This window comes from Citrobacter freundii complex sp. 2024EL-00216 (genome assembly GCF_043945515.1).
GTDB lineage: Bacteria > Pseudomonadota > Gammaproteobacteria > Enterobacterales > Enterobacteriaceae > Citrobacter > Citrobacter portucalensis.
In genome coordinates, this window is the sequence record NZ_JBIMRA010000002.1 from 1 (window position 1) to 13,729 (window position 13,729).

Sequence of the window (13,729 nt, forward strand, 5' to 3'; positions counted from 1 at the left end):
TCTGAGGCAGCACCTGGCACGGCTGGGACGGAAGTCGCTGTCGTTCTCAAAATCGGTGGAGCTGCATGACAAAGTCATCGGGCATTATCTGAACATAAAACACTATCAATAAGTTGGAGTCATTACCCGTAAAAACTTCTCAGCCGCCATGCCGGCCATGCTGTCAGATACCGCTCTGACCGCAGAAGATTTTGCCATCATGTCTTCACTGTTTTACATCCTGTATGGCTCAATGAAGTTTGTTGGCGGCATGCTGGTTGATAAAATCAATCCGAAAGCCATGACCGGCCCGGTTCTCATTGGCGTGGGGATCGTTAATATTCTGTTTGGTTTTTCCGACAGCGTTGCCGCGTTTTATGTGTTGTACAGCCTCAATGCTATCCTCCAGGGCACCAGTTTTCCACCAATGGCAAAAATCATGGCATCCTGGTTTTCCAAAAATGAACGCGGGCGTTGGTGGGCGGTCGTTGAGGCGGCACATAATATTGGCGGCAGTCTCGCCCCACTATTGACCAGTTTTGCGATTGTCTGGAGCGGCAGTTGGAAAATGGGTTTTTATGTACCGGGCGCGATCTCCCTGCTGATGGGGATCATTGCGCTCTTTACGATTAAAGACCGTCCCGGGACCTTAGGTTTGCCTAACGTTGGCGAATGGCGCAAGGATCCGACAGAACTTGCCCAGGTTAAGGCCAGTCCGGTCAACCTCTCCTTTTGGCAGATTTTCGTTAAATATATCCTGATTAACCCGCTGGTGTGGATTATCATCATTGGTGATATGTCGGTTTATATTGCCCGCACTATTCTCAACGACTGGCCGCAAATTTACTATTCTCAGGTGCATGGCTGGAGCCTGATTAAAGCCAACTCCATTATCTCGTGGTTTGAAGCCGGTGGACTTGCCGGAGGTTTACTGGCAGGTTACTTATCGGACTTTATGTTTAAAAGTAATCGCTGGATGACAGGTTTAATATTCGCATTAATGTTGTGCGTATGTATTACCTTAATTCCACTGGTTCAGGATACTTCATATACCATTACGGCCATTCTCTTCACCATTATGGGTTTCGCCCTGTACGGCCCACATATGCTTTTTGCCGTAGGTTGTCTGGACGTCACTCACAAAGATGCGGCGGGATCGATAACCGGCTTCCGGGGATTGTTTAGCTATGTTGGTGCGGCGCTAGCGGGCGTACCGGTGATATTAGTGAAGAACAGTTGGGAGTGGTCTGGAGTCTATCTCTATGCCGTGATCGCTATCCTGTTAACCACCTTGTCACTGGCCTTACTCGCCAAATTCCATCGGTTATAAGTAAGCCATAACAGGACAGCGGTGCAATTGCCGCTGTCCTTGAGCCAGGTTCTTCCAGCATCAAAAATGATTCCCACCCTCTTCATTTCTCCATCATTCCTTCACTTTTTCTCCTTTTTTCTTCCCCCACTATCTTATTGATTAAAAAAGCATTTCACTCCAAATCATATCAAACACAAATGATTTCTATTATCATTTGTGTTTACAAATATTCATACTTTTGTACAATCCCCCCGCTTCTTTACTGAAAAGAGTCCTTAAAAGACAAATACATACAATTGTCATGGCCTTTCACATGACGCGCAGTTTGATTCATTTAAATGGAATGATACAAATGACTATACCTCACGTTAAGGCTGTAGCTGCCGCAGTATGCGTCGCCTGCCTCCCATCACTCGGCCATGCCGCTGAACAAGACACCGTGGTCGTTACCGCTACCGGTTTCGAGCAGAAAATTCAGGATGCCCCGGCTTCAATATCTGTTATTACCAAGCAGCAGATTGAGGACAAAGCCTATCGAGATGTCACCGATGCGCTAAAAGATGTCCCTGGCGTCGTCGTCACTGGCGGGGGGAGCAGTAGCGATATCAGTATTCGCGGTATGGCTTCGCAATACACACTCTTCCTGGTCAACGGTAAACGCATCAGCACCCGCGGTACACGTCCTAACAGCGACAACTCAGGTATTGAGCAAGGTTGGCTGCCGCCGCTGGAATCCATCGAGCGTATCGAGGTAATCCGCGGCCCGATGTCGTCCCTCTATGGCTCTGATGCGATGGGCGGCGTCATTAACGTCATCACCAAAAAAGTGTCGAATACTAAAGCCTGGACCGGCTCTTTGCACGGCGATGCCACTTTCCAGGAAGACAGAGACTCCGGCGATATTTACCAGACCAACGCCTATGCGTCTGGACCACTGATTGACGGATTACTTGGCGCGAAGGTGACCGGATTATTCTCCCACCGCGCAGAAGATGAAATCGTAAATGGCTACAATGAACAGCGTATGCGTAGCGGGGGATTAACCCTGAACTTTACGCCAGATGATAAAAACGACATCGATTTCGATTACGCACGTGAATTGCAGGATCGCGACAGTACGCCAGGCAAATCCATGGCAGAGGAAAACTGCCGTAACGGAAGCTGTAAGCCCAACAGTAAAAGCGAAAACAAGTATGTGCACACCACGTACTCAATAACCCACAGCGGTTATTACGACGACTTCAACTCCACCAGCTATGTCCAGCAGGAAGAGACCGATAACCCCGGTCGCCAGATGAAGTCTTACAACACGATTTTCAATAACCAGAACCAGGTCTTCCTTGGGGCACACACCCTGACGCTAGGCGGGCAATACCGTTATGAAAAACTGCGCGATAACGGTAACCAGCTGCAAGCGGCTGATGGGCTTAACAAACTAACTCGCTGGAGCTGGGCGCTGTTTGCTGAAGATGAATGGGCCGTAACCGATACCTTCACGCTGACCGGCGGTCTGCGTATGGATAAGGATGAAAACTACGGTGACAACTGGACGCCACGCGGCTATGGCGTATGGCATCTGAGCGATCAGTGGACCTTAAAAGGTGGCGTTTCCGCGGGCTATCGTGCACCGGATCTGCGCCAGTCTTCTGCCAGTTGGGGACAGGTTACCGGCGGTGGCCGTCTGAACGGAATCATTGTCGGCAACCCGGATCTGAAGCCAGAGAAAAGCCTCAGCGAAGAGATCGGTTTACTGTGGGATAACGGCAACGACCTCAACGCAGGCGTTACGTTGTTCAATACCGACTTTAAAAACAAAATCACCGAAGTTCGCCGTTGTAACAGCAGTTCCGATCCGGCCTGCACCATCGGCGGCACCCATTATGACTTCGTCAGCGATCGCGTTAACGTCGATAAAGCCAATATGCGCGGCGTAGAATCCACCTTCGGCTGGAAAATAACCTCCGAAGTCAACTGGACCGCGAACTACACCTACACGGAATCTGAGCAGAAAAGCGGTCAGTTCTCTGGCCAGCCGTTGAACAAAATGCCTAAGCATATGTTTAACACGACGCTGGACTGGCAGGCTACGCAGGATCTCGGTTTCTGGAGCCGTCTGAATCTGCGCGGGAAAACGTCTGAATACCTGAGCCGAACCTCTATGGCACAGGGCACCCCGTCCTATACTCAGGTCGACGTTGGTTTACGTTACTATGCTACCAAGGATCTGTTGATGACCGCTGGCGTGTATAACGTGCTGGATAAACAAATCGATTACGATACCTACGACACCGTCCTTGATGGACGTCGTTACACGGTTGGCATGACTTACAGCTTCTAAGTCTGACGCAATAAAAAACCCCGGTACTCATCATACCGGGGTTTTTGTTATGCTTTTTTATACTGTTACTTCTTCACGCGACCCGGGAATTTCATTTCGCTGTAGCGAACAAAACGGGTTCCTTTGGTCAGCTTATAGCCAAACCAGATAATCAGGAACAGCGGGATACCGATATAGGTAGCCATCACGCCGCCCCAGTCAATGCTGTCTTTCAGGAACGCTTCGTAGTTCTGACCCAGGGTGATAATCAGGCACAGCACAAAGGCGAAGATCGGCCCCAGCGGGAAGAAGCCAGAACGGTACGGCAGGTCCTTCACATCGTGACCCTGCAGCACATAACCGCGACGGAAGCGATAGTGGCTAATAGCAATCCCCAGCCAGGCGATAAAGCCCGTCATCCCGGAAGTATTCAGCAGCCACAGATACACGGTCTGGTTGCCAAACATTGAAGTCAGGAAGCACAGCCCCGCCACCACGGTGGTCGCATACAGCGCGTTACGCGGTACGCCGCCACGAGACAGTTTGCCGAAAATACGCGGCGCTTTACCGTCACATGCCAGGGTATAAAGCATACGCGTGGAGGCGTACATCCCGGAGTTACCTGCCGACAGCACCGCCGTCAGGATAACTGCGTTCATCACCGCTGCCGCAGACAGCAGACCCGCATGCTGGAATACCAGCGTGAACGGGCTAACGCTGATGTCTTTTACATCGTTACGCAGCAGGCTTGGATCGGTGTACGGAATGATCAGGCTGATAATCAAAATCGCGAACACATAGAACAGCAGGATTCGCCAGAATACCTGACGTACCGCACGTGGAATGTTCTTTTCAGGATCTTCAGATTCGCCAGCCGCGATACCGATAAGCTCTGTCCCCTGGAAGGAGAAGCCGACTATCATCGCCACGCCAATCATCGCAGCAAAACCACCGGCAAACGGTGCATCACCGGTCGTCCAGTTGCTCCAGCCCACCGGCTGAGCGCCTTTGAAGATACCGAAAATCATCATCACGCCAACCACGATGAAGATAATGACGGTGGTAACTTTGATCAGTGAGAACCAATATTCCGCTTCACCAAATCCGCGAACGGAAATGTAGTTCAGCAGGAAGATAACGCCGAGGAACAGCGCACTCCAGATCCAGCCCGGCGTGTCCGGGAACCACCAGCTCATCACCAGCTGTGCGGCCACCAGGTCAACGGCAATCGTTACCGCCCAGTTGTACCAGTAGTTCCAGCCCAGCGCGAAGCCAAAGCCCTCTTCTACGTAGTTCTGACCGTAGGTGGAAAACGAGCCGGAAACCGGCATATAGGCAGCCAGCTCACCGAGGCTGGTCATCAGGAAGTACACCATCAGACCGATCAGAATATAAGAGAACAACGCGCCGCCTGGACCCGCTGCAGAAATAGTTGCACCAGATGCAACGAAAAGACCTGTACCGATGGAGCCTCCAATGGCAATCATCGTCAGGTGACGCGCCTTCAGTTCACGACGTAGCGTGGGCGCTTCTGTGGTTTTAGTTTCGGAAACCATGTGAAAATGCTATCCATCCAAAAAATGAGGCGCGATTGTAGCAGACGAAATGGCATTCTTCCGGCACAAATACGCTGTTATAAGAGACCTTCATGACTGGCCGCGGATTATAAGTAAAGCAGAAAATTTGCGGCGCACAGCGGTTAAGATATAACCGCCGCTCTATAAAGAGATGACCTTACGACTGTAAGCGCCCTATTCGCCCAGCTCGACCTGGTCGCTGTAATGCAAAAATCGCGTAATGGCATTGGAGATGTGTTTTTGCCTGTGATGCACGCGCCAGAGAGTGCGGACTAAACGCGGCAGCGGCACGGGAACTTCGCTCAGCGTTCCCGCCTGCAGCTGCTCCGCAATGACCCGACGCGACAAGCAGCTGATCCCGAGACCATGGCGTACCGCATGCTTAATGGCCTCTGAGTTACCCAACTCCATTGCCATCTGAAATCTCGGCAGATGAGACAACAGCAGGTAATCCACCAGTTCACGCGTACCGGATCCTCGCTCACGCAGGATCCACGGCGAAGCCGCCAGCTGTTCCAGCGTAACAGGCCCCTTTGTGAGCGGTGACGACGGTGCGGCAAACACCACCAGCTCGTCTTCCAGCCACGGTTCAGAGATAATTTCAGTACTGTGACACGGCCCTTCGATCAGCCCAATGTCTACCCGAAAATCAAGCACAGCATTGATCACATCCTGACTGTTACCCACGCTCAGCTCGAGCGGCAAATCAGGAAAATCCTGCCGATAGCGGGCGATCATAGCAGGCAAGATATAGTTACCAATGGTGCTACTGGCATAGACCCGAATGGCACCATTATCTTCGCGAAAAAGCTGCTCGATTTCGGTCGTTTGCTCAAGTAACGCCAACGCTCGTGGGTAGAGCAAACGCCCGTGCTCATTGACCACTAGCCGTTTGCCGACGCGGTCAAACAGTTGCACGCCGAGTTGCCCTTCCAGATCGGTAAGTGCCGCACTCACCGCCGATTGCGACAATGCCAGCATGACAGACGCCTGGGTCGTTGAACCGCTTTTTAGTACCTCAGCAAACACTTCAAGTTGTCGCAAGGTGATATGCATAGTCGTTTTCCACCGGATATCCGTTACTTATACCCTAAAAAATTCGAGTTGCAGGAAGGCGGCAAGAGAGAGACAAATTCGTCAGGAACGAATTTGACCAGCCAAAGGCTGGCCTCTGGTGAGGGACATGGATGTCCCTCATTAATCCCCGGGAGCGTACTTAAGTACGTGACTGGGGTGAACGAGCGCAGCCAACGCACATGCAACTTGAAGTATGATGGGTATACCACTTATATAGATTAATTATAAATATATAATCAATTTTATTTTTAAACCACTTCGCCGTACTCTTTTACCCAGATAAAGGAGAAGGATATGACAGAACTCACCTTGCAGACTCATCGTCGTACAGCGTGGCATTTTATTCCGGGGCTTGCCCTGAGTGCAGTTATCACTGGGGTCGCCTTATGGGGTGGATCTATTCCCGCCGTCGCAGGTGCCGGGTTCAGCGCCCTCACCTTAGCAATCTTGTTGGGGATGGTCCTCGGCAACACCGTCTATCCGCACATCTGGAAAAGCTGTGACGGCGGCGTGCTGTTTGCTAAACAACATTTATTACGTTTGGGGATCATCCTCTACGGCTTCCGCCTCACCTTCGCGCAAATTGCTGACGTCGGCGTCAGCGGTATCGTGATTGATGTGTTAACGCTGAGCAGTACCTTTTTGATTGCCTGCTTCCTGGGGCAGAAAGTGTTTGGTCTGGACCGCCACACCAGTTGGCTGATTGGTGCGGGGAGCAGCATTTGTGGGGCCGCCGCCGTGCTGGCAACCGAGCCGGTAGTGAAAGCGGAAGCCAGTAAGGTAACCGTCGCTGTCGCCACCGTGGTGATCTTCGGTACCATCGCTATCTTCCTGTATCCGGCAATGTATCCGCTGCTGGCACACTGGTTTAGCCCAGAAACCTACGGCATTTACATTGGTTCCACCATGCATGAAGTAGCACAGGTAGTGGCTGCCGGGCACGCCATTAACCCGGATGCAGAAAACGCCGCGGTTATTGCCAAAATGCTGCGTGTCATGATGCTGGCACCGTTCCTCATCCTCCTGGCCGCACGCGTTAAACAGTTGTCTCCGGCTACGGGCGGTGAGAAAAGCAAAATCACTATTCCATGGTTTGCCATCCTGTTCATTGTGGTCGCGATTTTTAACTCGTTCCACCTGCTGCCGCAGTCGGTTGTGAACATGCTGGTAACGCTGGACACCATTTTGCTGGCAATGGCAATGGCTGCACTGGGGTTAACCACTCACGTTAGCGCACTGAAAAAAGCCGGTGCCAAACCGTTACTGATGGCCCTGCTGCTGTTTGTCTGGCTGATTGTCGGTGGTGGTGCGATTAACGTCGCTGTCCACGCCCTGATGGCATAAACGATCACGACTCACCTCCATTAACCCGCTATACTCTCCCTTTTTGTATTTGAGTATGGCGGGTTAAATTTATGAAATACATCGGAGCGCACGTAAGCGCCGCTGGCGGTCTGGCTAACGCCGCTATTCGAGCCGCAGAAATCGAAGCGACCGCATTCGCCCTGTTCACCAAGAATCAACGCCAGTGGCGTGCTGCGCCGCTAACCACCGAAATCATTGATGATTTCAAATCTGCCTGCGAGAAGTACCACTACACCTCCGCACAAATCCTGCCTCACGACAGTTACCTGATTAACCTCGGTCACCCGGTCAGCGATGCGCTGGAAAAATCGCGTGATGCGTTTCTTGATGAAATGCAACGCTGTGAACTGCTTGGCTTATCCCTGCTGAACTTTCACCCGGGCAGCCATTTGATGCAGATCCCGGAAGATGAATGTCTGGCGCGCATTGCCGAATCCATCAACATCGTCCTCGCTCAGACCCAGGGCGTAACGGCAGTTATCGAAAATACCGCCGGACAAGGTAGTAATCTGGGATTCAAGTTTGAGCACCTGGCCGCCATTATCGACGGCGTCGAAGATAAGTCCCGTGTTGGCGTTTGTATTGATACCTGCCACGCTTTCGCGGCGGGGTACGATTTGCGTTCCGCAGAAGAGTGCGAAAAGACGTTTGCGGAATTTGAACGTATTGTCGGTTTCAAGTATCTACGCGGTATGCACCTGAACGACGCCAAGAGCGCGTTTGGCAGTCGCGTTGACCGTCATCACAGCCTGGGTGAAGGCAATATTGGCCATGATGCCTTCCGTTGGATTATGCAGGATAATCGATTTGACGGTATTCCGCTGGTACTGGAAACCATTAATCCGGATATATGGGCCGAAGAGATCGCCTGGCTGAAAGCCCAGCAAACAGAAAAAGCAGTGGCGTAACGATCTCCGCGCGCCAGACAAGCTGGCGCGTATCAAGTGAGCGTAACCAGATCCTCTGGCATATGGTTGTACAAAATCCGCCAGAAATGCTCAGCCGTTTTATTCAAACGGGTATCCATTCGGTAAATATAGGCCTGAATTGGCACCATCAACTCCGGCGTGTCCAGACAAACCAGGCGCTTATCCCGTAGTTCGTTCACGATCGTCCACGCTGGCAGCCAGGCGATACCATGACCATCCAATGCCATATTTTTCAATAGCTCACTCATCGAAGACATAAACAGCGTACGCGCTGAAATACTGCCCACCTCCGCCAGGTGACGGTTAACCAATCTTCCCATGTAGGAAGTGCTGGTATAGTTCAGAATCGGCACCTGCGGCTGATAGATATCAAACAACGCCTTACCCTGTGCATCCGCAGCACAGACGGGATACAGCTCAGACTCAAAAACCTTCAAGCCGCAGAAAGGTGACTGCATTAAGTCTTCATCGCGAAAGGAGATAATAAAATCACTTTTCCCCTCGCGCAGCGTATTCACCGCCTGGACTACGTCAATCGCTTCGACGTGGTAAACAAATTCTTCCCCCCATGCCGACATTGAATGTACTAATCTGGGCAACATCGTCAGCGACAGAGAATGTGCCGCCGCTATTTTGATATTGGGAACGCCAAGCAGGTTGTGACCGCTTAACTCATCTAAATTGCATTCCAGCTGTTGTAGCAGGCTACGGGTCTGCGAATGGAATAACTTACCCTCCTCCGTCAGCTGCAGTGGACTTGTCGTACGGTCAAACAGCAGCACCCCAACAGCGGATTCGAGCGCCTTGATCCGCCGACTAAATGCCGGTTGGGATAGGTTGCGCTCCTCTGCGGCCTGAGAAAAATGACGACACGCTTCCAGCGTTAGAAAATCATATAACCATTTTGTCTCGATATTTTTCATGCCTGTCACGCGGATGTTTAAATATGTCGATTAGTCTTAAGCATCATGCCTGAATATTCCCGGAGATGATATTCAACATCAGCATCTGGTGATTCGTTTTTTGCATAATACCTTCGTTTTTGACATTAACATGTTTCTTTACCCATCGACTACGACCGCTCATTCACCGCTCAATGACGGGCCTCTGGCTGATTACCGGCCTGCTGAGGTGGTAAAAGACATCACGCTCATGCGTTTTTTGCATTGAACCAAACATTATTGCATTTCTCCTCACGACACTCTGCTGTTAAACATAAGCACCAGATAGACACCAGCTCTGAATATTAAAAATCGGTAAATAGAGGTATATATCGTGAAAGGTTTAATTGGCGTACTTGGTGGTATGGGGCCTGCTGCAACCGTCGATCTTTTTAATAAATTCGTCACCTTTACCGCAGCGCAACGCGATCAGGAACATATTCCATTAATTATTTCATCCATCCCTGATATTCCAGACCGAACTGATGCGTTAATGCATCATGGTCATTCCCCACTTCCGGCAATGCGTGATTATATGCACAAACTGGAAGATGCTGGTGCGGAGTGTATTGTGATCCCCTGTAATACCGCCCATTTTTGGTTTAATGAATTAAAAGAGTGCTGTCATACAGAGTTACTCAGTATCGTTGAAACAACCATGAATGAGGTCAAAAACTGCGGAAAATCACGTATCGGTTTACTTGCTACTAACGCCACCCTTTACATGGGACTCTACCAAAAAGGCATAGAATCTCTTGGTTTAACCTGCATCAGTCCTGATTCATCCGGTCAGGAAAAGGTCATGGAAAGTATTTATTGCTTAAAAGCTGGCGACCTTAAGCGGGCACAAACGCTGATGAATGAACAGGCTGAAGTGCTCTTCTCACGCGGCGCACAAATCATTGTACTGGGATGTACTGAAGTCCCCGTCATTCTTGCCGACGCAGTCAAAAAGTCTCCAGATAAATATATTGACTCAACCGGATCATTAGTTCGCGCCGGTATTAAATGGTACGAAAAACGAGTTGGCAAACATCATCTTCTGGCGCAATAACAGCCGTCACCAGATTAATAAAGCATTAAACAACCACTTATTTTAATAACAAATTATTCTCTGGCGGAGGCCATTATGGTTTGGTTAGAAATTATCGTCGTGTTGGGTGCAATATTTTTTGGTATCCGCCTCGGCGGAATAGGTATCGGTTTATGCGGTGGTCTGGGGCTGGCTATTTTAACGTTGGGATTTGATCTGCAAATTGGCTCGCCACCCGTTGACGTTATCCTCATTATTATGACAGTTGTCGTGGCAGCATCGGCGCTACAGGCCGCAGGAGGTATGGATTATCTGGTTCGCGTTGCCGGTAATTTCATGCGGCGTAACCCCAAATATATCAATATTATTGCACCGATTATCACCTGGTCGATGACCATTATGGCCGGAACAGGGTTCATTGTATTTTCTACCCTGCCAGTGATTGCCGAAGTCGCCAAAGAGTCCGGTATCCGCCCTTCTCGTACGCTCGCCGGATCCGTAGTCGCCTCCCAGGTGGCGATATCCGGTTCGCCGATCAGTGCCGCAATGGCGGCTATGCTGACCATTATGGAAGGCAACGGTATCACTTTTATTCAGGTCATGGCGGTATGTCTGCCAGCTTCGTTTGTCGCCGCGATGGTCGCCGCTTTTATCGCCTCACGTCAGGGATGCGAGCTACAGGATGATGAAGTCTATCTGGAACGCCTGCAAAAAGGATTAGTGCGTAAATATGAAGGGCAAAACAGCACTACGCCGGGTGCCAAACTCTCAGTCGCCCTGTTTATGCTGGCAACGGTCGTCATCGTTATTCTTGCCGCCTGCCCGCAGCTACGCCCTGGATTCGATGCAGGCAACCCAATGAATACCCGGGATATCATCATTATCTGTATGTTGGCTGCCGCTTGCCTGATGGTGGTGTTATGCAAAACATCAACCGATGCTATTGTCCTGACATCCACGTTTCGATCAGGGATGAGTTCACTGGCGGTCATTCTCGGGATTGTTACACTGGGAACGACCTTCATTGATGCCCACTTAGCGGAGATTAAGGATATCGCAGGCGATATTCTACGGGCTTATCCCATGCTGTTGGCACTGGTGCTGTTTGGTACCTGCGCGCTTCTCTACTCGCAAGGCGCCACCACGCCGCTGATCATCCCTCTGGCCGTTGCGCTCGGCGTGCCTACATGGGCAATTCTGGCCTCCTATGTGGCGGTAACCGGGGTGTTTGTTCTACCAACATACCCGACTTCTCTGGCGGCAATGGAGTTCGACACCACAGGGACAACGCGCGTGGGCAAGTATGTCTTAAACCATCCGTTTATGCTGCCAGGACTGGGTGGGATCATTGCTGGCGTTGCCTTTGGTTTTATCATCGCGCCAATGATTGCCTGACCCGTTTTATTAAGGCTGGATGGATTATTGTGGCGATGCTGCAACGGTATAGGTAAAAACATAAAAAAGGGGCAGAGAATTCTCTGCCCCTGGTATCGACGTTAAATCAGGCCGCCTTTGCCACAACCTCAGCTTCCGGGCGCTTCAGCACCGCGTAGGAGAGACCGGCTACCAGCGTACCGGCAATAATTGCCAGCAGGTATCCTAACACCGGCGTGATTGCGCCTGGGATTAACAGGACAAACAGCCCGCCGTGTGGCGCCATCAGCTTCGCACCCACCGCCATCGAGATAGCCCCGGTAATCGCACCACCAACGATACAGCAAGGCAGAACGCGCATTGGGTCACGGGCAGCGAACGGGATTGCCCCTTCGGTGATAAAGCACAGGCCCAGTACCAGAGCAGCTTTACCGCCTTCCTGCTGCGCTTTGTCGAACTTACGACGCGCAACCAGCGTCGCCAGACCCAGAGCCAGCGGAGGTACCATACCCGCAGCCATGATGGCTGCCATAGGCGCATAAGTTTGCGTACTCAGCAGACCCACACCGAAAGCATACGCCGCCTTGTTAACCGGACCACCCATGTCGGTACACATCATGCCGCCAAGAATCGCGCCAAGCAGCACCGCATTGGCCGTACCCATGGTTTGCAGCCAGTGAGTCAAACCTTCCAGAATACCCGCCACCGGTTTGCCGATCAGGTAAATCATGGCCAGACCAACCACCAGGCTTGAGAACAGCGGAATGATCAGGATCGGTTTCAGCGCTTCCATACTCTGTGGGAGTTTCAGCTTCGTGCTGATAAGCTTCGCCACATAACCGGCAAGGAAACCAGCAATAATCCCGCCAATAAAGCCGGAACCGGTGCTTACCGCCAGCATACCGCCGATAAGACCCGGCGTCAGACCCGGACGGTCAGCGATGGAAAACGCGATATAACCTGCCAGTACCGGCACCATCAGCGCGAAGGCTGAACCACCGCCAATCTGCATCAGCGCCGCCGCCAGCGTCCCCTGCTCTTTAAACGCTTCGATACCAAAAGCGAACGAGAGTGCAATACACAGACCGCCAGCAACCACCATCGGCAGCATGTAAGAGACGCCCGTCAGCAGGTGACGATACGCCCCCGCGCTCTCTTTCTTACTTTCGGTTGCTGAAGTCTGCGCTTTACCGGTTGGCTGGTACGGTGTTGCTTCTTCCAGCGCTTTGTCCAGCTCCAGCTTGGTTTTCTTCAACGCAAGACCGGTAGAGGTGCGGTACATCGGTTTGCCGGCAAACTTCGCCAGATCAACTTCAATGTCAGCGGCCACAATCACCAGATCAGCCTGAGCCACTTCTTCCGGCGTAATGGCATTACCTGCGCCAACAGAACCTCGGGTTTCAACCTTCACCCACCAGCCTCGTTTTTTCGCTTCTGTTTCAATCGCTTCAGCGGCCATAAACGTATGAGCAACACCGGTCGGACACGCCGTCACCGCCACCACGCGTTTTGGACCACTGCTGGCCACAGGTGCTGTTGCAACCGGGGCGCTGTAGGGCTTTGCATGGCCTTTAGCTTCGCTGAGGAAGAGTTCAGGATGCGCAACCGCACGACCAATGTCGCCCAGCCAGACTTTTTTGCCGTTCAGCGAACTGTCGGCAGGAAGCGTATCGCCCAGAACAATTGCCAGTTCGGCATCATTCGGATTATCAATAATTTCCAGATGTGCTTTCTGTGCCGCCGCTCCAAGCAGGGTTTTCGCCATGTAAGCGCGAGCCTGGCCGAGATTAGCGTCAATAATCAGCAGCGTTTTCATTATGCCTCT

Annotated in this window: 10 protein-coding genes and 1 pseudogene; 7 read left to right on the forward strand and 4 right to left on the reverse strand. The window is 51.5% G+C overall.

Annotation, left to right across the window (positions count from 1 at the left end; all coding sequences use genetic code 11):
• The 3 genes and pseudogenes from ACHHZ7_RS02475 to ACHHZ7_RS02485 form a co-directional block, all read left to right on the forward strand.
• Window positions 1–112, forward strand: a 112-nt coding sequence (locus ACHHZ7_RS02475) for an IS1 family transposase (RefSeq protein ID WP_001691633.1), incomplete at its 5' end; no start/stop codon positions are given.
• Between the two features lie 9 nt (window positions 113–121).
• A pseudogene (locus ACHHZ7_RS02480) lies at window positions 122–1,309 on the forward strand (MFS transporter); the annotation flags it as partial.
• Between the two features lie 334 nt (window positions 1,310–1,643).
• Entirely contained in the window at window positions 1,644–3,629 is a 1,986-nt protein-coding gene (locus ACHHZ7_RS02485; RefSeq protein WP_060683533.1) for a ligand-gated channel protein, read from the forward strand.
• Between the two features lie 65 nt (window positions 3,630–3,694).
• On the opposite strand, the gene lysP is transcribed toward ACHHZ7_RS02485, so the two are convergent.
• Both lysP and yieE read right to left on the reverse strand, forming a co-directional pair.
• Window positions 3,695–5,164 (reverse strand): lysine-specific permease, encoded by a 1,470-nt coding sequence (gene lysP / locus ACHHZ7_RS02490; RefSeq protein WP_003834517.1) that lies wholly within the window; start codon window positions 5,162–5,164, stop codon window positions 3,695–3,697.
• A 195-nt stretch (window positions 5,165–5,359) separates the two neighbouring features.
• Window positions 5,360–6,241 carry a DNA-binding transcriptional regulator YeiE gene (yieE, locus tag ACHHZ7_RS02495; protein WP_003834519.1) on the reverse strand — a complete coding sequence of 294 codons (882 nt, stop codon included), beginning with the start codon at window positions 6,239–6,241 and terminating at the stop codon, window positions 5,360–5,362.
• A gap of 315 nt (window positions 6,242–6,556) precedes the next feature.
• Between yieE and ACHHZ7_RS02500 the strand changes: the two genes are divergently transcribed.
• The gene (locus ACHHZ7_RS02500; RefSeq protein WP_008785269.1) at window positions 6,557–7,606 is read left to right on the forward strand and encodes a YeiH family protein; all 1,050 of its coding nucleotides are present in this window, start codon (window positions 6,557–6,559) and stop codon (window positions 7,604–7,606) included.
• Between the two features lie 71 nt (window positions 7,607–7,677).
• The gene (gene nfo, locus ACHHZ7_RS02505) at window positions 7,678–8,535 is read left to right on the forward strand and encodes a deoxyribonuclease IV (RefSeq protein ID WP_032944004.1); all 858 of its coding nucleotides are present in this window, start codon (window positions 7,678–7,680) and stop codon (window positions 8,533–8,535) included.
• A 32-nt stretch (window positions 8,536–8,567) separates the two neighbouring features.
• Here the strand turns inward: nfo and hypT are convergent, their stop codons facing one another.
• Entirely contained in the window at window positions 8,568–9,479 is a 912-nt protein-coding gene (gene hypT, locus ACHHZ7_RS02510; RefSeq protein ID WP_020996669.1) for a hypochlorite stress DNA-binding transcriptional regulator HypT, read from the reverse strand.
• Between the two features lie 352 nt (window positions 9,480–9,831).
• Here hypT and ACHHZ7_RS02515 point away from each other — a divergent pair, with 352 nt between their 5' ends.
• Both ACHHZ7_RS02515 and ACHHZ7_RS02520 read left to right on the forward strand, forming a co-directional pair.
• Window positions 9,832–10,551, forward strand: a complete 720-nt coding sequence (locus ACHHZ7_RS02515; RefSeq protein WP_060683532.1) for an aspartate/glutamate racemase family protein — start codon at window positions 9,832–9,834, stop codon at window positions 10,549–10,551.
• Between the two features lie 75 nt (window positions 10,552–10,626).
• Window positions 10,627–11,925 carry an anaerobic C4-dicarboxylate transporter gene (locus ACHHZ7_RS02520; RefSeq protein WP_008785273.1) on the forward strand — a complete coding sequence of 433 codons (1,299 nt, stop codon included), beginning with the start codon at window positions 10,627–10,629 and terminating at the stop codon, window positions 11,923–11,925.
• A gap of 106 nt (window positions 11,926–12,031) precedes the next feature.
• Here ACHHZ7_RS02520 and fruA read toward each other — a convergent pair whose 3' ends face one another.
• Window positions 12,032–13,720 carry a PTS fructose transporter subunit IIBC gene (gene fruA, locus ACHHZ7_RS02525; protein ID WP_060683531.1) on the reverse strand — a complete coding sequence of 563 codons (1,689 nt, stop codon included), beginning with the start codon at window positions 13,718–13,720 and terminating at the stop codon, window positions 12,032–12,034.
• Window positions 13,721–13,729 lie beyond the last annotated feature (9 nt).